This is a genomic window from Mesorhizobium sp. B2-3-14 (genome assembly GCF_006442175.1).
GTDB classification, from domain to species: domain Bacteria; phylum Pseudomonadota; class Alphaproteobacteria; order Rhizobiales; family Rhizobiaceae; genus Mesorhizobium; species Mesorhizobium australicum.
Map to the genome: position 1 here is coordinate 20,277 of NZ_VFVP01000014.1, position 24,860 is coordinate 45,136.

20 protein-coding genes are annotated in these 24,860 nt (G+C 64.7%); 10 read left to right on the forward strand and 10 right to left on the reverse strand.

The features are described from left to right. Nucleotides 1-7: 7 nt before the first annotated feature. The 3 genes from FJ950_RS26365 to FJ950_RS26375 form a co-directional block, all read right to left on the reverse strand. Complete coding sequence (locus FJ950_RS26365) at nucleotides 8-784, reverse strand: ABC transporter substrate-binding protein (RefSeq protein WP_140619751.1); 777 nt, start codon at nucleotides 782-784, stop codon at nucleotides 8-10. Between the two features lie 107 nt (nucleotides 785-891). Then, nucleotides 892-2,601, reverse strand: coding sequence for a hydantoinase B/oxoprolinase family protein (locus FJ950_RS26370; protein WP_140619753.1), 1,710 nt, complete (start codon nucleotides 2,599-2,601; stop codon nucleotides 892-894). A gap of 1 nt (nucleotide 2,602) precedes the next feature. After that, nucleotides 2,603-4,687, reverse strand: a complete 2,085-nt coding sequence (locus FJ950_RS26375) for a hydantoinase/oxoprolinase family protein (RefSeq protein WP_140619755.1) — start codon at nucleotides 4,685-4,687, stop codon at nucleotides 2,603-2,605. A gap of 220 nt (nucleotides 4,688-4,907) precedes the next feature. On the opposite strand from FJ950_RS26375, the gene FJ950_RS26380 reads away from it, so the two are divergent. The 5 genes from FJ950_RS26380 (at nucleotide 4,908) to FJ950_RS26400 (ending at nucleotide 11,457) form a co-directional block, all read left to right on the forward strand. Beyond that, complete coding sequence (locus FJ950_RS26380; protein ID WP_140619757.1) at nucleotides 4,908-5,735, forward strand: ferredoxin--NADP reductase; 828 nt, start codon at nucleotides 4,908-4,910, stop codon at nucleotides 5,733-5,735. A 203-nt stretch (nucleotides 5,736-5,938) separates the two neighbouring features. Further along, a complete protein-coding gene (gene deoC, locus FJ950_RS26385) occupies nucleotides 5,939-6,985 on the forward strand; it encodes a deoxyribose-phosphate aldolase (RefSeq protein WP_140619759.1) in 1,047 nt (348 codons plus the stop codon). Between the two features lie 69 nt (nucleotides 6,986-7,054). Further along, a complete protein-coding gene (locus FJ950_RS26390) occupies nucleotides 7,055-9,427 on the forward strand; it encodes an aldehyde dehydrogenase family protein (protein WP_140619761.1) in 2,373 nt (790 codons plus the stop codon). Between the two features lie 288 nt (nucleotides 9,428-9,715). Beyond that, the gene (locus FJ950_RS26395; RefSeq protein WP_140619763.1) at nucleotides 9,716-10,447 is read left to right on the forward strand and encodes an SDR family oxidoreductase; all 732 of its coding nucleotides are present in this window, start codon (nucleotides 9,716-9,718) and stop codon (nucleotides 10,445-10,447) included. A gap of 164 nt (nucleotides 10,448-10,611) precedes the next feature. Then, nucleotides 10,612-11,457 carry a fumarylacetoacetate hydrolase family protein gene (locus FJ950_RS26400; RefSeq protein ID WP_015314647.1) on the forward strand — a complete coding sequence of 282 codons (846 nt, stop codon included), beginning with the start codon at nucleotides 10,612-10,614 and terminating at the stop codon, nucleotides 11,455-11,457. Nucleotides 11,458-11,647: 190 nt separating this feature from the next. On the opposite strand, the gene FJ950_RS26405 is transcribed toward FJ950_RS26400, so the two are convergent. The 6 genes from FJ950_RS26405 to FJ950_RS26430 all read right to left on the reverse strand — a co-directional run bounded on the left by FJ950_RS26405 (nucleotide 11,648) and on the right by FJ950_RS26430 (nucleotide 18,107). Continuing rightward, nucleotides 11,648-12,646 carry an ABC transporter ATP-binding protein gene (locus FJ950_RS26405; protein WP_140619765.1) on the reverse strand — a complete coding sequence of 333 codons (999 nt, stop codon included), beginning with the start codon at nucleotides 12,644-12,646 and terminating at the stop codon, nucleotides 11,648-11,650. A 64-nt stretch (nucleotides 12,647-12,710) separates the two neighbouring features. Beyond that, nucleotides 12,711-13,772, reverse strand: a complete 1,062-nt coding sequence (locus FJ950_RS26410) for a Gfo/Idh/MocA family oxidoreductase (RefSeq protein ID WP_140619767.1) — start codon at nucleotides 13,770-13,772, stop codon at nucleotides 12,711-12,713. Then, nucleotides 13,769-14,608 carry a carbohydrate ABC transporter permease gene (locus FJ950_RS26415; RefSeq protein WP_140619769.1) on the reverse strand — a complete coding sequence of 280 codons (840 nt, stop codon included), beginning with the start codon at nucleotides 14,606-14,608 and terminating at the stop codon, nucleotides 13,769-13,771. The genes FJ950_RS26410 and FJ950_RS26415 overlap by 4 nt, the downstream gene beginning before the upstream one ends. A 10-nt stretch (nucleotides 14,609-14,618) precedes the next feature. After that, nucleotides 14,619-15,548 (reverse strand): sugar ABC transporter permease, encoded by a 930-nt coding sequence (locus FJ950_RS26420; protein ID WP_140619771.1) that lies wholly within the window; start codon nucleotides 15,546-15,548, stop codon nucleotides 14,619-14,621. Nucleotides 15,549-15,780: 232 nt separating this feature from the next. After that, the gene (locus tag FJ950_RS26425; RefSeq protein ID WP_140619773.1) at nucleotides 15,781-17,040 is read right to left on the reverse strand and encodes an ABC transporter substrate-binding protein; all 1,260 of its coding nucleotides are present in this window, start codon (nucleotides 17,038-17,040) and stop codon (nucleotides 15,781-15,783) included. 116 nt (nucleotides 17,041-17,156) lie between these two features. Then, complete coding sequence (locus tag FJ950_RS26430) at nucleotides 17,157-18,107, reverse strand: N-acetylmuramic acid 6-phosphate etherase (protein WP_140619775.1); 951 nt, start codon at nucleotides 18,105-18,107, stop codon at nucleotides 17,157-17,159. A gap of 200 nt (nucleotides 18,108-18,307) precedes the next feature. On the opposite strand from FJ950_RS26430, the gene FJ950_RS26435 reads away from it, so the two are divergent. From FJ950_RS26435 to FJ950_RS26455, 5 genes are read left to right on the forward strand one after another with little or no spacing between them, the layout of a single operon-like run. After that, the gene (locus tag FJ950_RS26435) at nucleotides 18,308-19,189 is read left to right on the forward strand and encodes an N-acetylglucosamine kinase (protein WP_140619777.1); all 882 of its coding nucleotides are present in this window, start codon (nucleotides 18,308-18,310) and stop codon (nucleotides 19,187-19,189) included. After that, on the forward strand, nucleotides 19,186-19,968 hold the full coding sequence (locus FJ950_RS26440) for a GntR family transcriptional regulator (RefSeq protein WP_140619779.1): 783 nt from the start codon (nucleotides 19,186-19,188) through the stop codon (nucleotides 19,966-19,968). The genes FJ950_RS26435 and FJ950_RS26440 overlap by 4 nt, the downstream gene beginning before the upstream one ends. Then, nucleotides 19,965-20,999 carry an SIS domain-containing protein gene (locus FJ950_RS26445; protein ID WP_140619781.1) on the forward strand — a complete coding sequence of 345 codons (1,035 nt, stop codon included), beginning with the start codon at nucleotides 19,965-19,967 and terminating at the stop codon, nucleotides 20,997-20,999. Before FJ950_RS26440 ends, FJ950_RS26445 begins: the two co-directional genes overlap by 4 nt. Further along, on the forward strand, nucleotides 20,996-22,168 hold the full coding sequence (gene nagA, locus FJ950_RS26450) for an N-acetylglucosamine-6-phosphate deacetylase (protein WP_140619783.1): 1,173 nt from the start codon (nucleotides 20,996-20,998) through the stop codon (nucleotides 22,166-22,168). The genes FJ950_RS26445 and nagA overlap by 4 nt, the downstream gene beginning before the upstream one ends. Nucleotides 22,169-22,178: 10 nt before the next feature. Then, entirely contained in the window at nucleotides 22,179-23,291 is a 1,113-nt protein-coding gene (locus FJ950_RS26455) for an NAD(P)/FAD-dependent oxidoreductase (protein WP_140619785.1), read from the forward strand. Nucleotides 23,292-23,326: 35 nt separating this feature from the next. Here the strand turns inward: FJ950_RS26455 and FJ950_RS26460 are convergent, their stop codons facing one another. Then, on the reverse strand, nucleotides 23,327-24,853 hold the full coding sequence (locus tag FJ950_RS26460) for a malonyl-CoA synthase (protein ID WP_140619787.1): 1,527 nt from the start codon (nucleotides 24,851-24,853) through the stop codon (nucleotides 23,327-23,329). Between the last annotated feature and the right edge of the window lie 7 nt (nucleotides 24,854-24,860).

Below are 24,860 nucleotides of genomic sequence, written 5' to 3' on the forward strand. Positions count from 1 at the left end.
ACCGGGATCAACTCCCGTAGACGTCGAATGAAAAATACTTGTCGTTGATTTCCTTGTACTTTCCGTTGGCGCGCAGCGCGTCGATTGCCGCGTTGAACTTGTCGGCCAGTTCCTTGTTGCCCTTCTGCAGCGCAATGCCGACCCCCGGGCCGTGAATGGCCGGATCGGCCGTCAGCGTGCCGAGCAGCTTGCAGCAGGCGCCGTCGGGCTTCTTCAGCCATTCGGTGAGGATGATCGAGCCGTCCATCATCGCGTCGAGGCGGCCATTGGCCATGTCGGTGCGGGCGTCGTCGCCGGTCGGGTAGGCCTTGACGGTCGAGCCCGAATATTTCTGCTCGGCGAAATTCTGGTGGATGGTGGCGCTCTGCACGCCCAGCACCTTGCCTTTCAGGTCGTCCGGCGAGGTGCCCGCGATGGCCGAGTCCTTCGGCACCGCGATGGCCGGCGGCGTCTGGTAGTATTTGTGGGTGAACTCGACCTTTTCAGCCCGCTCGGGCGTGATGGTGATGTTGATGATGGCATCGAACTTGCCGGCCTGCAGCGCCGGAATAGAGCCGTCGAAATCCTGTACGGTGAACTCGCATTCGACCTTCATCTGCGCGCACAGCGCCTTGCCGAGATCGATGTCGAAACCGCCGAGCGTGCCATCGGCATTGGCGTGGTTGAAGGGCGGATAAGCACCCTCGGTACCGAGCCTCAGCTTTTTCTCCTGGGCGGAAGCAGCACCGGTTGCGAGCGCAAAAGCTACGGAAGCGGCAAGCACGAAACGACCGAAAAGACGCATGGTCCAGATCTCCGTTGACCGGCGAAGTCTACGGGCTTTCATGCTCCCGGCGGAGACGGAAACGACATGTGCCGCGGCGATCACGGCGCGGGGCAGTCCGCGTCCGGTCAGGTTCCTTGTGCCGCGGCCCCGAACAGAGCCCTAGCTTGCTCCGTCGTGTAATAACCAAGCTGGACGTCCCGCGCGACCAGTTCCGGATCGCGCTCACGCGGATCGCCATAGCCGCCGCCACCCGGCGTGCCGACGCGCACGCGGTCGCCGGCCTTCAGTGGGATGTCCTGCTCCTTGGAGAGGTGCGGCGGCACATGCTCCTCGCCGTTGCGGAACACGGTCACGCTGTTGGGCTCGCCATCCCGACCGCCAAGGGCGCCCTGCGGACCGAAACGGCCATGGTCCATGACAAAGGAGGCGCGCGCCTCGCCGCGCAGGATCTCGACCTCATAGGCGAGGCCAAAACCACCACGATGCTTGCCGGCGCCGCCCGAGCCTTCGCGCAAGGCATAGTGGCGATAGAGCACCGGAAAGGCCTGCTCCATGATCTCGACGGGGGGCGACTTCGAAATGCCGATGGTCGAGCAGCCATTGGTCAGCCCGTCATGCCCCGAATTGCCGCCATAGCCGCCGCCGGATATCTGGTACATGACGTAGTCGCGGCCGCGCGCCGGATCGTTGCCGCCGAGCGCGAAATTGCCGCTGGAGCCGGCTGGGGCCGCCGTCACCTTGTCGGGCAACGCCTGCACCATAGCCGCGAACACCGCCTCGGCGATGCGCTGCGACACTTCCGCCGCACAGCCGGACACGGGGCGGGGATATTTGGCGTCGAGGAAAGTGCCTTCCGGCCGCTTGACCTCGAGCGGCTCGAAGGCGCCGGCGCTGATCGGCACGTCCGGAAAGATGTGGCGCATGGCGAGATAAACCGAGGACAGGGTCGTCGCCAGCACGCTGTTCATTGGTCCCGCACAAGGCTTTGACGAACCTGAAAAATCGAAGGTCAGCGTGTCGCCCTTCTTGTCGACTGCGAGCGCTATGGTCAGCGGTTCGTTGACCACCCCGTCGGAATCGACAAAAGCCTTGGAGCGGTAGGTGCCATCGGGAATGGCCGCTATATTGGCGCGCATCTGCTCGGCGGCGCGGCGGCGTAGCTCGGCGATCGCCTCGACAACGGTTTTGTCTCCGTAACGATCCAGGATTCCATTGAGCCTGTCCTGGCCGATCAACAGCGCGGCGGCCTGCGCCCGGATGTCGCCGATGCGCTGGTCGGCGACCCTGATGTTGGAGCAGATGATGGCGTAGATTTCAGGGTCGAGCATGCCCTTCTTGAACAGTTTTACCGGCGGCAGCCGCAGACCCTCCTGCTCGACAGCGGTCGCGGATGCGGAGAAGCCGCCGGGCACGGAGCCGCCGATGTCGGGCCAATGGCCGGTGTTCGACAGCCAGCAGAAGATCTTTCCGCCGCGGTAGACCGGCATGGCGAAGCGCACGTCCATCAGATGCGTGCCGCCGAGATAGGGATCGTTGACGATGTAGATGTCGCCCGGCTCCGGGGCCAGGCAGCGGCCGTCGGCAATCATCTCGATCACCGTCCTGGTCGAATATTGCATGACGCCGACAAACACCGGCAGGCCCTGACTGCCCTGCGCGATCAGCGAACCGTCAATGGCGGAATAGATGCCGTCCGAGCGGTCATTGGCCTCGGCGATCACAGGCGAGAAGGCGGCGCGGGAAAAGGTCAGGTCCATCTCGTCGCAGACCTGCTGCAAAGCGGCCTGGAGCACCGAAAGCGTGATGGCGTCGAGCTTTGCGCTATCCACTGACATGTCAGGCCTCGCCAATGTCGATGATGATGTTGCCGTCTGCATCCGAGCGCGCGCGGTCGCCGGGTTCGAGCACGGTGGTCGCATCCATCTGTTCGAGGATCGCCGGCCCTTCGATGACTGCATCGAGCGGCAGCTTTTCCCTGCTGTAAACCGGCGTGTCGTGCCAACGCCCGGCGTACCAGACCGGTCGGATCTCGCGCCGCGCCGCGTCGAGCGTCCTTGCCCGCCCGGCCGGGTCGATCAGCCGCGACAGGTCGATCGCCGGTCGCACGCCGGTGACCGAGGTGTTGAGGTTTACGAGGTTGGCGCGGATTTCCGGCAGTTCCACCTTGAAGCGGGCGAAATAGGCTTTCTCGAACAACGCCTGCAATTGGCTCCGGGTCACCGACGCGGACGGAAGCGGCACGTTGATGATGTGGGTCTGGCCGACGAACTGCATGTCGGCGGAGTGGGTGACGCGGATCGTTTCCGGCTTCACCGCTTCCTTGGCGATCAGCTCCTCGCCTTCGTTCCGGTGCCGTTCCAGTACCTGGTGAAGCTGGCTTTCGTCCAGCACGGCCACCGGCTGGTTGATGGTGTTGACGAAGTCATGGCGCAGATCGGCGACGACGCAGCCGAGCGCGTTGGTGATGCCGGGCCGCGCCGGCACCAGCACTTTGGGCAGGCCGAGTTCGCGCGCGAGCGCCGTCGCATGCAGCGGCCCGGCGCCGCCGAAGGCGAACAGCGCGAAATCGCGGGGATCATGGCCGCGCGACACCGACACCATGCGGATGGCGCCGGCCATCTTCATGTTGCCGAGCCTGAGGACAGCGCCCGCCGCCTCGACACCCGACAGGCCGGTTGCCTTGCCGATCCTGTCCTCGAAACTCCTGGTGACGCGCTCCGGTGTGACCGGGTTTTCGACGGCGAGCAGCTTCTTCGGCGCCAGCCGGCCGAGCACGAGGTTGGCGTCGGTGATCGTCGGCTCGGTGCCGCCGCGCCCATAGCAGATCGGGCCGGGATTGGCGCCGGCACTTTCCGGGCCGATCTGGATCAGGCCGGCCGCATCGACGCGGGCGATCGAGCCGCCGCCGGCGCCCACCGTGTGCACCGCCACCATCGGCACATGGATGGGCATGGCATATTCGATCTCGATCTCGTTCGAGACCGCCGGTTCGGCGTTGCGGATCAGCGCCACGTCGGTCGAGGTGCCGCCCATGTCGTAGGTGACGAGGTTTTCAAAGCCTGCGCGCTTGCCCGTATAGGCGGCGGCGATAACGCCGGAGGCGGGGCCCGACATGACCGTCTTGGCCGATTCACGTGTGACGAAGCGGGCCGAGATCATGCCGCCATTGCCGTTCATGATCAGGAAGTCGCGGGCATAGCCCTTGTCGGCCAATTCCTTGCGTAGCCGCTCGACATAGCGCTCCAGGATCGGCTGCACCGAAGCGTTGACCGAGGCCGTCACCCCGCGCTCGAATTCGCGCGCTTCCGACAGCAGCGCGTGGCCTGACGTGATGTAGCCGTTCGGCCAGGCTTCGGCGGCGATCTCGGCCGCGCGCCGCTCATGCGCGGGGTTGGCATAGGAGTGGAGGAAATGGATGACGAGGGATTCGCAACCGGCCGCGATGAGCGCCTGTACCGCCTCGCGCATCTCGGCTTCATCGAGCGGCGTGCGCACCGCACCCGACGCCTCGACGCGCTCCGACACTTCGAGGCGCAGGTTGCGCGGAATGATTGGGACGAAGGTTCCGGTCATGCCATAGGGTTGCGGCCGCGTCCGCCGGCCGAGTTCGATCACGTCGCGAAAACCGCGCGTGGTGATCATGCCGGTCTTGGCCAGCCGGCGCTCCAGCACCGCATTGGTGGTGGTGGTCGTACCATGCACGATGAGGCCGATTCCCTCGATCGGAAAGCCGGTGGCGCCAAGCGCCGCAACCACGCCAAAGGCCTGGTTGTCGACAGTGGTCGGGGTCTTGGCCAGATACACCTTGCCACCGTCCTTGCCGTCGATCAGGAGCAGGTCGGTGAAGGTTCCGCCGACATCGATGCCGGCGACGACGCTGCCCAGGGAATCCGGCGGCTGCACCGAAAAATTCTCTTTCATTGTCGAAACCCGAAATGCTGAGACTACGGATATGCCGCAGTTTGGAAACGTGTTTTACGGCGGCATCTTGACGCAAATATCGTTTGTATACTAATAAATTCCGCACACAAGAGCTTACCGCTTCGGTGGCGTGCATGGCATGCCGGAACCTGAATGGTTCGGGCGCGCACGGGAAGGTTTTGGCGCCCGCGTCTCTCATTGGGCGAGAAGGTTGGAATCGATGAACACCACGCCCGCGTTCAACACCGCTGAAGCCCGTCCGCTACAGTTTCCGATTCCGGCCAACGTCTATGCCGAGACCGTCGTCTCGGTGAAACACTATACCGACCGGCTGTTCTCGTTCCGCATCACCCGGCCGCAGTCGCTGCGCTTCCGCTCGGGCGAATTCGTCATGATCGGCCTGCCCAATGCCGAGAAGCCGGTATATCGCGCCTACTCCGTCGCCAGCCCGGCCTGGGACGAAGAGCTGGAATTCTTCTCGATCAAGGTGCCGGACGGCCCGCTGACCTCGGAACTGCAGAAGATCCAGGTCGGCGACACGGTCATCATGCGCCAGAAGTCGACCGGCACGCTGGTTGTCGACGCGCTGACCCCGGCCAAGCGCCTGTTCATGATCTCGACCGGCACCGGCATCGCGCCCTTTGCAAGCCTGCTGCGCGACCCCGACACCTACGAGAAATTCGATCAGCTGATCCTGACCCACACCTGCCGCGACAATGCCGAGCTGATCTACGGCCAGGAGCTGGTGGCGGCGCTCGAAAGCGACCCGCTGATCGGCGAGCTGACCACTGGGCGCGTCACGCTCTACAATTCGACGACCCGCGAAGTGTCGGCGCGCATGGGCCGCATCACCGCGCTGATCGGCTCCGGCAAGTTCTACCGCGACCTCGGCATCGAAAAGCTCAATCCCGAAACCGACCGCATCATGATCTGCGGCTCGATGCACATGCTGAAGGACGTCAAGGAGCTGGCCGAAAGCCTCGGCTTCCAGGAAGGTTCGCTCAGCCATCCCTCGAGCTTCGTCGTCGAACGCGCCTTCGTCGGATGAGGCCAGCGCGTCTCCCAGAAAGCTGGTTTTGACCTTCCGGTCAAAAATCAGCTGCTTTCGCGGCCTTTTTCAGCTATCCCTCGCCTGAGGACTCGTGAAGCGCGGCTTCGCGGGTTATCGTCGTGCGTGTCGCCCAAAAGTGTCTAGGTTTTGGGAGAACGATGCGCACCAAGAGCGCACGCCGCTGAACGAAAGGGCAGGAGATGAGCAGCACAATCCGCGAAGCCGGTCTTGGCACCAAGGTGACGCCGCTGCCGGCACGCGCAGCCGCCAATACGCCGGTGCCGCTGGACCATCACATCGCACGCAATCCGGGCCTGAAACTCGATCTCGGTTTTCTGGAATCGGTACGCAGCGTCAACCGCTCGGCGCTGGAGCGCCGCGTCGCCAGCCTGACCAAGCGGCGCTCGATCAAGGCCGACAACCAGGCAGCCTGGCTGCTGCGGGCGATCGCCTGCATGGACCTGACGACGCTCAACTCCAACGATACCGAGGAGCGCGTGCGCCGGCTCTGCGCCAAGGCGATCAACCCGCTGCGCCGCGACATCATGGAAGGCCTCGGCATTGCGGGCGAGACCATCCGGCCCGCCGCCGTCTGCGTCTACCATCCCTTCGTCGCCACGGCCGTCGACGCGGTGCGCGGCACCGGCATCCATGTCGCCGCGGTCTCCACCGCCTTCCCGCATGGGCTGGCGCCGCTGTCGACCCGGTTGCAGGAGATCGAGACCTCGGTGAAGGACGGCGCCGACGAGATCGATGTCGTCATCCCGCGCGGCCTGGTGTTCGGCGCCAAGTGGCGCGAGCTTTATAATGAAATCGTCTCGATGCGGGCCGCCTGCGGTGACGCGCATCTCAAGGTCATTTTGGGCACCGGCGACCTCGCAACGCTGCGCAACGTCATGCTGGCCTCGATGGTGGCGATGATGGCGGGCGCCGATTTCATCAAGACTTCGACCGGCAAGGAAAGCGTCAATGCCACACTGCCTGTCGGCCTCGCCATGGTGCGCGCCATCAGGGCCTATTTCGAGGAGACAGGCTATCTCATCGGCTTCAAGCCGGCCGGCGGCATTTCGACCGCGAAAGTCTCGCTCGACTGGCTGGTGCTGATGAAGGAAGAGCTCGGCCGTCCATGGCTGGAGCCCGAGTTGTTCCGCTTTGGCGCCTCGAGCCTGCTGACCGATATCGAACGTCAGCTCGAGCATCATCTGACCGGGCATTATTCGGCCAATCACCGCCACGCGATGGCTTGAGCACCCCCACCCCGATCGGCTTTGCCGATCGACCCCTCCCCACAAGTGGGAGGGTGAAGGAGGAACCTGATGAACATCCTTGAACGCTATCACGCCATGGAATACGGCCCGGCGCCGGAGGCTCGCAACGAGGCCGATGCCTGGCTGGCCGGGCGCGATTTCTCCAAAGCCTTGTTCATCGGCGGCGCCTGGAAAGCGGCCGGCGGCGGCAAGACCTTCGACACCAGCGAGCCGTCTTCCGGCAAGCTGTTGGCCAAGGTGTCCGATGCCAATGCCGCCGACATCGACGCGGCGGTTGCGGCCGCCGCAAAGGCGCTGCCGAAATGGAGCGCCAGTTCCGGATACCAGCGCGCGAAAGTGCTCTACGCCATCGGCCGCGCCATGCAGCGCCACCAGCGGCTGTTCGCGGTGCTTGAGACGATCGACAACGGCAAGCCGATCCGCGAAAGCCGCGACATCGACGTGCCGCTGGCGATCCGCCATTTCATTCACCATGCCGGCTGGGCGCAGGCGCTGGACAGGGATTTTCCCGGCCAAAAGGGTGTTGGCGTCGTCGGCCAGATCATCCCGTGGAATTTTCCCCTGCTGATGCTGGCCTGGAAGATCGCGCCGGCGCTCGCGGCGGGCTGTACCGTGGTGCTGAAGCCGGCCGAGTTCACGCCGCTCACCGCCATTCTGTTCGCCGAGATCTGCGAACGCGCCGGCGTGCCGAAAGGCGTCGTCAACATCATGCAGGGCGGCCCGGATGCGGGCGCGGCGATCGTTAACCACCCCGGCATCCAGAAGATCGCCTTCACCGGCTCTTCCGAAGTCGGCAAGATCATCCGCAAGGCCACCGCCGGGTCAGGGAAAAAACTGTCGCTGGAGCTTGGCGGCAAGTCGGCTTTCATCGTCTTCGAGGACGCCGATCTCGACAGCGCTGTCGAGGGCCTGGTCGACGGCATCTGGTTCAACCAGGGCCAGGTCTGCTGCGCCGGTTCGCGGCTTTTGGTGCAGGAAGGCATCGCCGATGCCTTGATCGCCAAGGTCAAGACACGGATGAGCCGGCTGCGTGTCGGCAGCCCGCTCGACAAGAACACCGATATCGGTCCGCTGGTCGACCTGACCCAGCTCGACCGGGTCAAGGGACTGATCGCCGAAGGTGCCCGGCAGGGCGCCGTCTGCTGGCAGCCGGACGCAACGCTGCCGTCTTCCGGCTACTATCACCTGCCGACGCTCGCCACCGGTGTTTCGCCGGCTAATATTCTAGCGCAGGAAGAGGTGTTCGGGCCGGTGCTCGCCACCATGACCTTCCGCAACACCGAGGAAGCGATCGAACTCGCCAACAATACGCGCTATGGCCTCGCAGCCTCGGTGTGGAGCGAGAACGTCAACCTGGCGCTCCATGTCGCGCCGCAACTGAAGGCTGGCGTGGTCTGGGTCAACGGCACCAACATGTTCGATGCCGCCTGCGGCTTCGGCGGCTATCGCGAGAGCGGTTTCGGCCGCGAGGGCGGGCGCGAGGGGATGTTCGAATATCTGGCGGCGAAACTGCCGCTCGGCCCGATCATCAAGCCGGCGACATCGTCGGTGCAGCCCGTGGAACAGGCGGACGGCGTCGCTATCGACCGCACCGCGAAGCTGTTCATCGGCGGCAAGCAGGTGCGGCCGGACGGCAATTACTCGCTTGCCGTCGCCACCGCCAAGGGCAAGCTCGCCGGCGAAGTCGGGCTCGGCAGCCGCAAGGATATCCGCGATGCGGTTTCGGCTGCCCGCGCCTGCAAAAGCTGGCCGGAGGCGACCGCTTATAACAGGTCGCAGGTGCTTTATTACCTGGCCGAGAACCTTTCCGGCCGCTCGGAAGAATTTGCCGCCCGGCTCACCGAACTGACCGGAGCCAACGCCAAGGCCGCGCGGGACGAGGTGGAGCTCTCGGTCGAACGGCTGTTTCTCTATGCCGGCCTCGCCGATAAGTTCGAGGGACGCGTGCACCAGCCGCCGGCGCGTGCCGTGACGCTGGCGCTGCATGAGCCGGTCGGCGTCGTCGGCATCGTCGCGCCGGACAATCAGCCCCTGCTCGGCTTCATCTCGCTGGTCGCGCCGGCACTGGCCATGGGCAACACGGTGGTCGCCGTGCCGTCGGAACGGTATCCGCTGCTTGCCACCGATCTCTATCAGGTCATCGAATATTCCGATGTGCCGGCCGGCGCCGTCAACATCGTCACCGGACGCACCGCGGAGCTTGCCGGCGTGCTGGCCAAGCATGACGACGTCGACGGACTGTGGCTGGTCGCCGACGCGGATACCTGCGCCAAGGCGGAAGCCGAGTCCATCGGCAACCTCAAACGCGTCTGGAGCGGCAACGGCCGCAGCCTCGACTGGGCCTCGGAAGAAGCCGCCGGCGACGTTTTTCTGCGCCGCGCCATCGAGGTGAAGAATGTCTGGGTGCCTTACGGCGACTAGAGCATGATGCCGAAAAGTGTGAAGCGGTTTTCGGACGACATCATGCTCTATCCCTTTGATTTAGAGATGAATTCAGCTTTCAGGTCGACTCGACCTGAAATCATCGGGCTCTAGGGCATGTCACACAGGGATCGCGATCGGGCTTGACGCCTGGCCATATGTTCTTTAACGAGAAAAAACATCTTTATCAGTGAACTGGCACAGGCCGCACAATCGCGCCTGACTGGCACATGACGCTTTCGCCGGCCGCCGATAAAGGCAATTGACCCAAGCAGGCGAGGAAAAAGCATGGCGGATCTGACAGGCAAGGTCGTTGTCATCACGGCAGCGGCGCAAGGCATCGGCAAGGCGAGCGCGCTGGCCTTCGCCAAGGCTGGGGCCACCGTCCATGCCACCGACATCAACGAGACGCTGCTGGCGGAACTCGCCAAGACATCAGGGATCAAGACCCGCAAGGTCGACGTGCTCAACGACGAGGCGGTCAATGCCGCCTTTGCAGAGATCGGCGCCGTCGACGTGCTGTTCAATTGCGCCGGTTTCGTCCATTCGGGCTCGATCCTGGAGATGAAGGACAGTGATCTCGATTTCGCTTTCAATCTCAACGTGCGCGCCATGATCCGAACCATCCGGGCGGTGCTGCCCGGCATGCTGGAGCGTGGCGACGGGTCGATCATCAACATGGCTTCGCTGGCCAGTTCGACCAAGGGCGTGCCGAACCGCTTCGCCTATGGCGTCACCAAGGCCGCCGTCATCGGGCTGACCAAGGCGGTCGCGGCCGACTATGTCGGCAAGGGCATACGCTGCAACGCCATCTGCCCCGGCACGGTCGAGAGCCCGTCGCTGCAGGACCGCATGCACGCCCAGGGCGATTATGACGCCGCCCGCGCCGCCTTCATCGCCCGCCAGCCGATGGGCCGGCTCGGCACGCCGGAGGAGATCGCCGATCTTGCCGTCTACCTGGCCGGCGCCACCTACACGTCCGGGCAGGCCTATAATATCGACGGCGGCTGGTCGATCTGAGCGCTGCCTTGAGACAACCGGACATCGGATCGCCGGCCGCCAATACAGGCTGTTCGCGCTTGTCGTGAAGCAGGCCGATGGCTAGGGTCCGCCCGGTTCCAGAGACGGCCGCCCCGGCGGAGAGTTTGTAGAACGGCCACGAGGCCGCAATCAGGAGAAGATGCATGAAACTGCTGCGCTATGGCGAGGTGGGAAGCGAACGGCCCGGCCTGCTCGATGCGGATGGAACGATCCGCGATCTCTCCGCCCATGTTGCCGATATTGCCGGCACGACACTTCATCCGGCCTCGCTGGACATGCTTTCGAAGCTCGATGCGAAGTCGCTGCCGGCGGTTTCCGGCAAGCCGCGCCTCGGCGCCTGCGTCGCCGGCACCGGCAAGTTCATTTGCATCGGCCTCAACTATTCCGACCATGCCGCCGAGACCGGGGCCACCGTGCCGCCGGAGCCGATCATCTTCATGAAGGCAAGCTCGGCCATCGTCGGCCCGGACGACGACGTGCTGATCCCGCGCGGCTCCGAGAAGACCGACTGGGAAGTCGAGCTCGGCGTGGTTATCGGCAAAACCGCCAAATATGTCAGCGAAGCCGACGCGCTCGACCATGTCGCCGGCTATTGCGTCTCCCATGACGTGTCCGAGCGCGCCTTCCAGGCCGAGCGCCAGGGCCAGTGGACCAAGGGCAAGAGCTGCGACACGTTCGGCCCGACCGGACCGTGGCTGGTGACCAAGGACGAAGTATCAGACCCGCAGAACCTGAAGATGTGGCTGACGGTCAACGGCAAGACGATGCAGAACGGCTCGACCAAGACCATGGTCTATGGCGTTGCCTATCTCGTTTCCTACCTCAGCCAGTTCATGTCGCTGCACCCCGGCGACATTATTTCGACAGGCACCCCGCCCGGCGTCGGGCTCGGCATGAAGCCGCCGGTGTTCTTGAAGGCCGGCGATGTCGTGGAGCTGGGGATCGAAGGTTTGGGGCAGCAGAAGCAGACGTTCAGGGCTGACGTGTAGACACGCGGGGGTTGCGCTGCTGCCTCATGGCCTACCGCGCTGTGAGGCCCCCTCATCCGGCCGCTTCGCGGCCCCATTCTCTTCTCCCCGTGGGGGAGAAGAGAATGGGGCCGGCGCCGATGATCTCCTCTCCCCCTCGGGGAGAGGTCAGCCCAGCGAAGCGGAGGCTGGGTGAGGGGCTGCGCCATCCCTACTTTATCGTCTTCCCATCAGCGCCAAATCGATAGGTCTTCGCCGCATCCGGCGTTGCGTAAAGCGTCGTTCCCGGCTCCGCGTCGTACACCCCGAAAATCCGTACGGTGATCAGGCCGGCTTTCTCGCAATCCAGATATAGATTGGTGTCGGCGCCGAGATGCTCGGCGTGGACGACCGTGCCCTTCCAGGCGCCGGACTTCGGATCGACCGTCAGGTGCTCCGGCCGCACGCCGATGGTCCTGGCTGTCTCGCCGAGCCGGGCGCCGTCGACGAAATTCATCTTCGGCGAGCCGATGAAGCCGGCGACGAACTCGTTTGCCGGCGAATTGTAGAGTTCCATCGGGCCGCCGATCTGCTCGATTTTTCCGGCATTGAGCACGACGATCTTGTCGGCCAGCGTCATCGCCTCGACCTGGTCGTGGGTGACGTAGATCATCGTCGCCTTCAGCCGGCGATGCAGCTGCGCGATCTCCAGCCGCGTGTTGACGCGCAGCGCCGCGTCGAGGTTCGACAGCGGTTCGTCGAACAGGAACAGTTTCGGCTCGCGCACCACGGCGCGGCCGATGGCGACGCGCTGGCGCTGGCCGCCGGAAAGTTCCGCAGGTCGTCTTTCGAGATAGGGCTCGAGCGACAGCATGGACGAGGCGATGCCGATGCGGCGGTCGATTTCCGCTGCCGGCGTGTTCGCCTGCTTGAGCCCGAGCCCCATATTGTTCTTCACCGTCAGATGCGGATAGAGCGCATAGGTCTGGAACACCATGGCAATGCCGCGTTTCGCCGGCGGGGTGACCGAGACATCCTCGCCATCGATCAGCACCCGGCCCGAGGTCGAATCCTCCAGACCGGCGATGACCCGGAGCAATGTCGACTTGCCGCAACCCGAAGGGCCGACAAAGACGACGAACTCGCCATCCGTCACTTCGAGGTCGATGCCCTTCAGCACCTCGACCGGCCCAAAGGCCTTTTTCACGTTCTCGATTTTCAGCGAGCCCACGGCAGTCCTCCAAATTGATGAGTGGGCGCCAGGCCCCTGTACGGCGCGGACGACGACAGCCTGATCACAGTCGCACCGCCTTCCCGCCGCGCACGCTCTCGTCGGCGGCAAGGCAGACGGCAAGCGACCGCACCGCGTCGTCCATATGTCTGGTGAGATCGATATCCTCGCGGATCGCCTTGAGGACAAAAGCCTGTTCGAGATCGCAGAGATCCTGATGGCCGGGTTCGCCTTCCATCGACAGCATCTCGTCCGCCTTTAGGAACTTGCCGTCCGTGCCGGTCGCGGCGCTGTGCAGGCGGATGGTCGAGGTCTTGGTGTGGGTGTCGATGTCGTCGGACTTAACGCCCTCCTTCATAACGATCGACACACAGCCCTTGGGCGAAATCACGTCCTTCACGAAGAAGGCGGTTTCCGAAATCATCGGGCCCCAGCCGGCCTCGTACCAGCCGACCGAACCGTCATCGAACAGCACCTGCAGATGGCCATAATTGTACATGGAGGGCGCGACTTCCTCGGTCAGCCGCACGCCCATCCCGCGCACCTCGACCGGCTTGGCATCGGTGATCTGCAGCATGACGTCGAGATAATGCACGCCGCAATCGACGATCGGCGATGTCGTCTGCATCAGCTGCTTGTGCGTCTCCCAGGTATGGCCCGAGGATTGCTGGTTGAGGTTCATGCGGAACACGTAGGGACCGCCGAGCTTGCGCGCTTCGGCGATCAACCGGATCCAGGACGGGTGGTGGCGCAGGATATAGCCGATCACCAGCTTTCGGCCGTTGGCCTTGGCTGCCGCGACGACACGCCTGGCGTCGGCCACCGTCGTTGCCAGCGGCTTTTCGACGAAGACATGGCAGCCGGCCTCGAACGCTTTCACCGCATAATCGGCATGGCTGTCGGAATAGGTGGCGACGCAGGCGACGTCGGGCTTTTCGTCGCGCAGGGCGTCATCGAACGAACGCCTGATGCCATAGCCGGACAGCCCCCCAGGCAAAGGCACGTCGGAGCGGTTGACCAGCGCGGCGATCTGAAAACCGGTATTGGTGTGATAGGCCAGCGCATGGCTGCGGCCCATATTGCCGAGGCCGGCGACGACAACGCGAAGGGGTCTTTCTGAACTCACTTGACGGCTCCGGAAGTAATGCCGCGGATCAGCTGCCGCGAGAAGATGACATAGAGGACCAGCACCGGCAGGATCGCCAGCGACAGTGCTGCCAGGATGGCGTTCCAGTTGGTGACGAACTGGCCGAGGAAAAGCTGGGCGCCGAGCGTCACCGTCTTGGTCTCTTCCGACGGCGCCAGGATCAGCGGGAACCACAGATCGTTCCAGATCGGGATCATGGTGAAGACGGCGACGGTTGCCATCGACGGCCGCACCAGCGGCACGACCAGGCGGAAGAAGATGGTGTATTCCGACAGGCCGTCGATGCGGCCGGCGTTCTTCAGATCGTCGGACACCTGCTTCATGAATTCGGACAGGATGAAGACGGCGAGCGGCAGGCCTTGCGCGGTGTAGACCAGGATCAGCGCCGTCAGCGTGTTGACCAGCCCGCTCGCCACCATCAATTGCAGGATGGCGACGGTGGCGAGGCGGATCGGGATCATGATGCCGAGCGCCAAATAAAGCCCCATCATCGTGTTGCCGCGGAAGCGATATTCCGACAGCGCGAACGCGGCCATGGCGCCGAACAGAAGCACGAAGAACAGCGAGCCGACGGTGACGACGAGACTGTTCTGGAAATAGTGGATGAAGTCGCCCTGGCCGATCACCGTGGTGTAGCCGATCAGGTCGAAGGTCTTTGGCGTCGGCGGCGTCAGCGGCGCGCCGAAGATGCCAGCGCGGGACTTGAACGAATTCATGATGACCAGGATCACCGGAAACAGCGCGATCGCCGTGTAGGTCAGCAGGATCGCGTGGGCGCCGATGGTGCGGGGCAGTGAACGGGTGGCGATGCTCATCTCCGTCCCCTCAGAACTGGTAGCGACGCAGGCGCGTCTGGATGAGGAAGAGGTAGACGCAGACACCGCCCAGGATGATCAGGAACATGATCGTGGCGATGGTCGCGCCCATGTTGGGATCGCCGACCTGCAGCTGGAAGCCGAAGAAGGCGCGATAGAGGAAGGTGCCGAGAATATCGGTCGAATAGTTCGGACCGGCGAGAGCCCCTTGAGCGGTGTAGATCAGGTCGAAGGCGTTGAAGTTGCCGACGAAGGTGAGGATCGAGATGATGCCGATCGACGGCAGGATCAGCGGCAGCTTGATCTTCCAGAACTGCGACAGGCCGGTGATGCCATCGCATTCGGCCGCCTCGATCACCTCTTCGGGGATCGACAGCAGCGCGGCATAGATCAGCATCATCGGAATGCCGATGAATTGCCACACCGAGATCAGGCTGAGCGCGGTCAGCGCGTACTGCTCCTTGCCGAGCCAGGGCGTGAACAGGCTTTTCAGGCCGACGAAGTCGAGCAGATGCGGCGCCACGCCCCATAGCGGCGACAGGATCAGCTTCCAGGCAAAGCCGACGATGACGAAGGACAGGATGGTCGGCACGAAGATCGCGGTGCGGTAGAAGGCGGCGAACCGCAGCCTGGGGCTGGAGAGAATTGCCGCCAACAGCACGCCGACCGGGTTCTGCACCAGCATGTGGATGATGAAGAACCAGACATTGTTGCGCAACGCATTCCAGAAATTGACCGACCAGTTGGGATCGCCGAACAGGGTGCGGAAATTGTCCAGGCCGACGAAGATCTGGGACTGGTCGACATTGCGGAACAGCGAGAGCTGCAGCGTGCCGGCGAGCGGCAGGATCATGATCGCCGTATAGACGAGCACCGCCGGCGCCAGGAAGACGGCGAGATGCCAGCGGAATGGTCTTTTGGGTCGTGTTTGTGCGGCCATGAGTTCGGTCCCCGCCGTCTCTCGGTTCCAGACGATGTGATGCTAGATGATGCCTCGATGCATGGCCCAACCTTGCCCGGCGCGGCAAGACAAAGGCCTGCGACTGATCAGCCAGCCTTCCCCAACAACAGCAAGGGTAAGGCCGTGAGGCAGAGCCGACAATCGCAATATGAAGACAGGATAATCCGGAACCGGCCGGGCATGCGCCCAGCCGGCTCCGCTGCCTGAGCTCTTACTTGGCCGGCTTATACCAGCTGTCGAGACCGGTCTGCAGCTTCTTGGCCGCGGCTTCGGGCGTCTCGGTGCCGTTGATGACGTTGGCCGATTCAACCCAGGTCTCGTTTTCGAGGTTCGGCGTACCGCGCGACAGGATCTGGTAAGTCGAGCGGATCGTCGACTTGCACTTGCCGCGCCAGGAGACGAATTCCTGCGCCAGCGGGTCTTCCATCTTCACCGGCGAGGAGTTCAGGCTGAAGAAGCCCGGCAGCGCGTTGGCGTAGATGGTGGCGAAGTCAGGCGAAGCCACCCAGGACAGGAAGGTCTTGGCCGCGTCCGCGTGCTTGGAGGCTGCGTTCAGGCCCATGCCGATATCGGTATGGTCGGAGATGTAGCAGGTGTCGCCGGCCTTCTCGACCGGCGGCGGGAAGGCGCCCATCTTGAACTGTGCCTGGGTGTTGAACAGGCCGATTTCCCACGAGCCGGCCGGGTAGATGGCGGCGCGGCCGAGCGTGAACAGGTTCTGGCTGTCCGGATAGGTTTGGGCCTCGAAGCCGTCGCCCAGATAAGGCTTCCACTTGGCCAGTTCCTCATACGGCGCGACCCAGTCCTTGTCGGTCAGCTTCTGATCGCCCTTGATCAACGCCTTGCGGCCGTCCTCGCCCTTCCAGTAGTTGGGGCCGATGTTCTGATAGCCCATGGTCGCGGCTTCCCAGAGGTCCTTGGTGCCCATCGCCATCGGGATATAGGTGCCGTCGGCCTTGATCTTGTCGAGCGCGGCGAAGAACTCGTCACGGGTCTGAGGCACCTTTATGCCGAGCTTGTCGAAGGCGTCCTTGTTGTAGATGAAGCCGTGGATGACGGATGCCATCGGCACGCAGAAGCTCGCCTTGCCGTCATCGGTCTGCCAGGCGGACTTGGCGACCGGCGAGAAGTTTTCCATGCCGGGCAGCGCCGAGAGGTCGGCAAGGTTGCCCTTCTTGAACAGTTCGAGCGACTTGTCGAACGGGCGGCAGGTGATCAGGTCGCCCGCCGAACCGGCGGCGAGCTTGGCGCCGAGGGCGGCGTCATATTCGGTCGGGGCCGATGGGGCGAACACCACCTTGATGCCGGGGTTCTTGGCTTCGAAGGCCGGGATCAGCTTATCCTTCCAGATGGCAAGGTCGTCGCCGCGCCAGCTTTCGATGTTGAGCGTTACGTCCTCGGCGTGAGCCAATCCGGCCGAGCCGAGAATGCTGGTGCCCAGAAGCAGTGCCGTCAGTAGTTTCGTTGTCATGCTCAGTCTCCCTGTTGACCTTTTTCAGGTTCGGTTTTGATGAGAACCCAGGCTTTGGAGCCCTTGTTCCCCTCGCAAGCCCGTTTCACCCCGATGGGAATCGGGATGAAACTGGCCTATTTCTTTGTTCGAGCGTGATCTTTTCCGAAAAGCGGTTTCCACTTCTCGGGATCATGCCCCAGCGCGGAAAGGGCTGGCCGCAGCTTCTGGCCTGTCCGTTCCAGTATCTTCCGCGCCGCATCGGCGCTGTCGGCGCCTGCGGCGAGCAGAATGGCTGTCTTGACCGCGCCGCCGCTCTTTTCGAGCAGGCTGGCGGCCTCTTCCTGGCCGCGGCCGCTGACGGCGGCGACGATGCGAGCCGCCCGGTCGCGCAGCTTCATGTTATCGGCCATGAGGTTGACCATGTAGCCGTCATGGACATGGCCAAGATGAACGGCGGTCAGCGTCGACAGCATGTTGAGCGCGATCTTCTGCGCCGTTCCGGCGCCCATGCGGGTCGAGCCGGCGATGACTTCCGGGGGTGTCTCGAGCAGGATGGCGGTGTCGGCCTGCTGGAGCAGAGCCGAACCCGTGTTGTTGGCGATGCCGACGGTGGCGGCACCCCGGCGCCGCGCCTCCTCGATGGCGCCCACCGCATAGGGCGTCGTGCCGCTGGCGGAGAGGGCGATCAGGCAATCGCCCACGCCGACACCCGCATTGGCAACCGCCGTCGTGGCCTCCTCGGCGTCGTCCTCGGGCCCGCCGGCCAGTGTCCTCAAGGCGTCGTCGCCGCCGGCGATCAGGATGGCGATGCGGTCGCGCTGGATGCCGAACGTGCCCGGCAATTCCAGCGCATCGGCCAGCGCCATCAGGCCGGAGCTGCCGGCCGCGGCATAGGCAAGCTTGCCGCCGCCGCTCAGGCGACCGGCAATGATCTCGGCCGCCTTGGCGATGGAGGGAATGGCGTTGCGGACCGCTTTGGCGGCCTCGACCTGCGCATCGGCCAGCGAAGCAAGGATGACTTCGGGAGCCTGGATATCCAGCCCCTCGGCATTCCCATGCAGCGCTTCGGTGCGCGTTTCGGCCATCCCAGTTCCTCCGATCCACAAAACAATACCAAAAAAATACCACTTGTCCACATGCATTAACGAATTCGCGGTCAGGAAATCGCTAAGCCGACGAATTGCGGAAGCTTTTCAATAAAATACGGCTTAATCTTTTTGAAACGGGAATTAACTCTTGGCTATTGGTATTTTATTGGTATTATCCTGCCGGAGGAGAAAATCGCGTGAAATTCGTGCTCGGTATCGATGGCGGCGGCACCAGCTGCAGGGCCGCACTGGCAACGGCGGACGGCGCTGTTGTCGGCCGCGCCAAAAGCGGCGCCGCCAACATCCGCACCGACCTCACCGGCGCCCGCTCGAACATCGTCGATGCGGCGCGGCAGGCTTTCATCGCCGCCGGGCAAGATCCGGACCTGATCCCGCAAACACCCGCCATCCTCGGCCTGGCCGGCGCCAATGTCGGCACTTACCGGCAGCAGCTCGAGGCGATCCTGCCGTTCAGCACCAGCCGCGTGGAGACCGATGCGGAGATCGCGCTCGAAGGCGCGGTCGGTTCCGGTGACGGCGCGATGGCGATCCTGGGCACCGGCACCGCCTATATGGCGCGCAAGGCTGGCAAATCGCGCGCCATCGGCGGCTGGGGATTCCAGGTCGGCGACCAGGGCAGCGGCGCCCGCATCGGCCGCGACCTGCTGGAGCAGACCCTGCTCGCGCACGATGGCGTGCGCCAGGCCTCGCCGCTGACCGACAGCATGATGGCCGTTTTCCGCAACAATCCCGAGGACGTCGTCGAGTTCACCACCAACGCCAAGCCCGGCGACTTCGGCGGCTTCGCGCCGAAAGTGTTCGAGCACGCGCAAAAAGGCGACAATGTCGCCAACTGGATCCTCGACAAGGCGGTCGCCGATGTCGAGGCCTCGCTCGGCGCGCTCGACCTCGCCGCCGGAGCACCTCTCTGCCTGCTCGGCGGGCTGGCGCCGCTCTATGCGCCGCGCCTGTCGGCGCGCTACCGCGCCCTGCTGAAGGAACCGCTCGACGATGCGCTAGGCGGTGCCGTGCAGATGGCGGCACGCCTTTTCGCTGGGCGCGCGGAGGCTGCGCGATGAGCGATGCCGCCGACCAGATCTTCGCCACGCTCAAACAATCCTCGCAAAGCGGCGCGCCGCTTTACCTGCAGCTCAGGAAAAGCATCGAGGACGCCGTCAATCGCGGCCTGATCGGCCCGGGCGACGCGCTGCCTTCCGAGCGCGACATCGCCACCAAGGCCGACATTTCGCGCGTCACCGTGCGCAAGGCGGTGCAAGACCTGGTCAAGGGCGGCATATTGGTGCAGCGCCATGGCTCGGGCACCTTCGTGGCGCCGCGCATGGAGCGCGTCGAGCAGTCGCTGTCGCGGCTGACCTCCTTCACCGAAGACATGGCGCGGCGCGGCATGGCGGTGCGCTCGGCCTGGCTCGACCGTGGCCTTTACGCGCCCTCGCCCGACGAGATGATGGTGCTTGGCCTGTCGTCGAGCGAACTGGTGGCGCGCGTGGCGCGCCTGCGCATCGCCAACGACACGCCGCTGGCGATCGAACGCGCTTCGCTGTCGGCCAGCGTGCTGCCGGACCCGGCTGGAATTGGCTCCTCGCTCTACGCGGCGCTGGAATTGACCGGCAACAGGCCGGTGCGCGCGGTGCAGCGCATCTCCGCCGCCAATCTCGGCGAGGGCGATGCGCGCCTGCTCGAAGTGCCGCCGGGCATTGCCGGCCTGCATATCGAGCGTATTTCCTACCTGGCGAGCGGCAAGGTGATCGAGTTCACCCGCTCCATCTACCGGGGCGACGCCTATGATTTCGTCGCCGAACTGCGGCTGACAGGGCCGAGCGAAGAGGGCCGATCATGATTGCCAACACCACGCATATGCAGCGCGAGATCGAGGAGATCCCGCAAGCCGTCGCCCGCCTGCTCGACGGCTCCGGTGCCGTGCTGGCCGAAGCAGGGCGCGGCATCAAGGAGCGCGACCCGCATTTCGTCGTCACCGTGGCGCGAGGCTCGTCCGATCATGCCGCCACCTTCATGAAATATGCCGTCGAATTGACCGCGGGCCTTGCCGTCGCCTCGGTCGGACCGTCGATCGCCTCGATCTATGGCCGCAAGCTCCGGCTTGACGGCTCGGCCTGCCTGGCGATCTCGCAGTCGGGCAAGAGCCCCGACATTGTCGCGATGGCCGAAACCGCACGAGCCGGCGGCGCGCTGACCATTGCCGTCACCAACACCGCCGATTCGCCGCTCGCGCGCGCCTCGGACTATGCGATAGACATACTCGCCGGGCCGGAGCGCAGCGTCGCGGCAACCAAGACCTTCATCAATTCCGCCGTTGCCGGTCTTGCCCTGATGGCGCATTCGACCGGCGACGACGCGCTTCTCGCGGCCCTGGCCCGCCTGCCCGAGCATTTCGGCAAGGCGATCGCCTGCGACTGGATGAACGTGCTGGCCGAGACGATCGAGAAGCAGAAGTCGCTGTTCATTCTCGGCCGCGGTCCGTCGGCGGCGATGGCAAACGAGGCGGCGCTGAAGTTCAAGGAGACCTGCGGCATTCATGCCGAGGCTTATAGCGCGGCCGAAGTCATGCATGGCCCGCTGGCGCTGATCGGCCCCGACTTTCCGGTGCTGGCGCTGGCCGCTCGCGACGCGTCCGAGCCCTCGGTCGCCGACGCCGCCGACAGCCTGGCGGCCAAGGGCGCGCCGGTTTTCGTCACCTCGGCGCTCGCCAACCGCGCCACGCGCCTGCCGCACGTCGCCACCGGTCACCCGCTGACCGATCCGCTGACGCTGATCGTTTCCTTCTACATGTTCGTCGAGGCCTTTGCCCGCCATCGCGGCCTCGATCCGGACGCGCCGCGCAACCTTCGCAAGGTGACGGAGACCGTATGAGCGACCGTTTTGCCCTGACCGGCGCCCGCATCTTCGACGGCGACGACTGGCATGAAGGCGCGGCCCTTGTTGTGCGCGACGGCCTCGTCGAGGCCATGCTGCCGCAAGGCGCGCTGCCCGGGGATATCCGTGCCGTCGACACCGGCGGCGGCATGCTGGTGCCGGGCTTCGTCGACATCCAGGTCAATGGCGGCGGCGGTGTGATGCTCAACGATCATCCCGATGTCGCCTCGATCGAAACCATCTGCCGCGCGCACGCGCCATTCGGCACGACGGCGCTGCTGCCGACGCTGATCACCGACACGCCCGCAATCACCGCCGCCGCGATCGCCGCCGGCGAAGCGGCAGCGCTGCAAAAAGTGCCGGGTTTCCTCGGCCTTCACCTGGAAGGTCCGCATCTGTCGATTGCCCGCAAGGGTGCGCATGATCCGGCGCTGATCCGGCCGATGACGGACGCCGACCAGGCCATGCTGATCGCGGCGCGCCAGAAGCTGCCGGTGCTGCTCACCACGATCGCGCCCGAATCCGTCGATCCTGCCCGCGTCAAGGCCTTGGCCAAGGCCGGGGTCATCGTCAGCGTCGGCCATTCCGACACTCGCCATGCCACGGCTAAAGCCTTTGCCGAGGCCGGCGCCAGCGTCGTCACCCACCTGTTCAACGCGATGAGCCAGATCGGCAACCGCGAGCCCGGGCTGGCGGGCGCCGCCATCGACATCGGCGCCTTGTCGGCGGGGCTGATCGCCGACGGCATCCATGTCCACCCCGCCACGATCAGGATCGCGCTCGACGCCAAGCAGGGACCGGGCAGGATCGTGCTGGTCACCGACGCGATGGCGACGATCGGCACCGAGATGAGTTCGTTCACGCTCAACGGCCGCACCATCTACCGCAGGGATGGCAGCCTCAGGCTTGCCGACGGGACGCTGGCCGGCGCCGACCTCGACATGATCTCGGCCCTCCGGTTCATGCACCGCACTGTCGGGCTCGAGCTTTCCGAAGTCTTGCGCATGGCCTCGCTATACCCGGCCCAGGCGATCGGCCAGTCGCACCGGCTTGGCCGCTTCGCCAATGGCACGGCGGCGGACATCGTTGCGCTGTCGGACGATCTTGACATAGGAAGCGTCTGGATCGGCGGCGACAAGGTGTTCGAGGCTGTCGCTCCGCGCTGAGAGCGAGGCCATGCAGACAATCGATTGTGTCGTCGCCGGAGCAGGCGTCGTCGGGCTTGCCGTCGCCAGGGCGCTTGCCTTGTCGGGCCGCGAGGTGGTGGTGATCGAAAAGGCCGACGCGATCGGCACCGTCACCAGTTCGCGCAATTCCGAAGTCATCCATGCCGGGCTCTATTATGTGCCCGGCAGCCTGAAGGCCCGGCTGTGCGTCGAAGGGCGCCGGCAGCTCTATGCATACTGCGCCGAACACACTGTCGGCCATCGCCGCGCCGGCAAGCTGATCGTCGCCAGCGAACCCGGCCAGACGCACGGGCTGCGGGCGATCGAGGTCAATGCGAAACGCTGCGGGGTCGACAATCTCCAGCTTTTGACACGCGCCGAGGCCGAAAGCCTGGAGCCGGCGCTGAGATGCGCCGGCGCGCTGCTGTCGCCATCGACGGGCATTGTCGACAGCCACGCGCTGATGCTTTCGCTGCGCGGTGACGCTGAAGCCGCAGGCGCGTCCTTCGCTTTCCTCACCTGCGTTGCCGGGGCGGCGATCGAAGCCGATGGGATCCGGATCGACACGCTCGACGCCAATGGCGAGACCTTTGCCGTGGAGGCCGGCGCTTTCGTCAATGCAGCCGGCCTGGATGCGCAGGCCGTGGCCAGTCGGATCGAGGGTTTCCCAAGGGATCTCATCCCCCGGCAGTGGCTGGCGCGTGGCAATTATTTCGCGCTTCCCGGGCGGTCGCCGTTTTCGCGGCTGATCTATCCGGTTCCGGTCGAAGGGGGCCTCGGCGTCCACCTGACGCTCGACCTCGCCGGCAATGCGCGCTTTGGCCCCGATGTCGAATGGATCGACAGCGTGGATTTCACGGTCGACCCCGGCCGAAGCGCCGTCTTCTACGAGGCGATCCGCCGCTATTGGCCCGATCTCGCGAATGGCGCCCTGCAGCCGGCCTATGCCGGCATCCGGCCGAAGCTCTCGGGCCCCGGACAGCCAGCGGCGGACTTCGTGATTCAGGGACCGGCCGATCACGGCGTGGGCCGGATCGTCAATCTGTTCGGCATCGAGAGCCCCGGCCTGACGGCGAGCCTGGCCATCGCCGACCATGTCGCCGAACTGTTGTACCCGACCTGAGCCAGCGTTCGCGCGCGCCGGAGCGCGACATCTGCTTAGCCGGCTTTATTTGAGACGTAGAGATCCTTGTAGCTGTCGCGCAAAAGGTTCTTCTGTACCTTGCCCATCGTGTTGCGCGGCAGGTCGTCGACGAAGATCACCCGTTTGGGATGCTTGTACTTCGCCATGCGGCCGGTGACGGCGTCGAGAATCTCGGCCGCGCTGATCCGCGACGCGGGCGAGCGCACGACGACCGCGGTGACGCCTTCGCCGAAGTCCGGATGGGCAAGGCCGATGACGGCGCTTTCCAGGACGCCGTCGAGCGCATCGATCTCGCTTTCGAGTTCCTTCGGATAGACGTTGTAGCCGCCTGAGATGATCAGGTCCTTGCCGCGACCGACAATGTGGACATAGCCGTCGGCGTCGATCATGCCGAGGTCGCCGGTGATGAAGAAGCCGTCGGCGCGGAATTCCGCCTTGGTCTTTTCCGGCATGCGCCAGTAGCCGCCGAACACGTTCGGACCCTTGACCTCGATCATGCCGACCTCGCCCTGGGCGAGCGGCTTGCCGGAATCGGGATCGGCGATGCGCAGCGACACGCCGGGCAAGGGGAAGCCAACCGTGCCGGCGCGCCGCTCGCCCTCATAGGGGTTGGAGGTGTTCATGTTGGTCTCGGTCATGCCATAGCGCTCGAGGATGGCGTGGCCGGTGCGCTCGCGCCAGGCGTTGTGCGTTTCGGCCAGCAGCGGCGCCGAACCAGACACGAACAGCCGGATGTTTTTCGCCGCCTCGCGATCCAGCCCGTCCTGCTGCAGCAGCCTGGTATAGAAGGTCGGCACGCCCATCAGCGCGGTGGCGCGCGGCAGCAGCGAGACGATGCGGCTCGCGTCGAATTTCTGCTCGAACAGCATCGAAGCGCCGGCCATCAGGGTGACGTTGGTGGCGACGAACAGGCCGTGCGTGTGGAAAATCGGCAGCGCGTGGATCAGCACGTCATCCCTGCTGAAACGCCATTGCTCGACCAGCACCCGCGCGTTCGAGGCGAGATTCTCATGGCTGAGCATGGCGCCTTTCGAACGGCCGGTCGTTCCCGACGTGTAGAGGATCGCCGCAAGGTCGTCGGCGCCGCGCTCCACATCGTGGAACTCGGAAGACTGACGCGATGCCTGGTCCGCGAGGGATCCCTGGCCACTGCGGTCGAGCGTGACCACGACGGCACCGGACGGCTCGACCATCCCACGGATGTCCGCCGACCGTGCCGGATCGCAGACGATCACCCGAGGTGCGGCATCCCCAAAGAAATAGCCGAGCTCGGCCAGCGTATAGGCGGTGTTGAGCGGCAGGAAGACGGCGCCGGCGCGCAAGCAGGCGAGATAGAGCAAAACCATCTCCGGGCTCTTCTCGACCTGCACGGCAACCCGGTCGCCGGGCGCGACATCCATTTGCAGGAGCGCATGCGCAAGCTGCGCCGACCGTGCCAGCATGTCGCCATAGGTGAGCGAGCGTCCATCATCGGTTTCCATCAACAGGCGCCCAGGCGCCGGCATCCGGGACCGGAACGCATCGAACAGATGATTGCTCATGAAATCT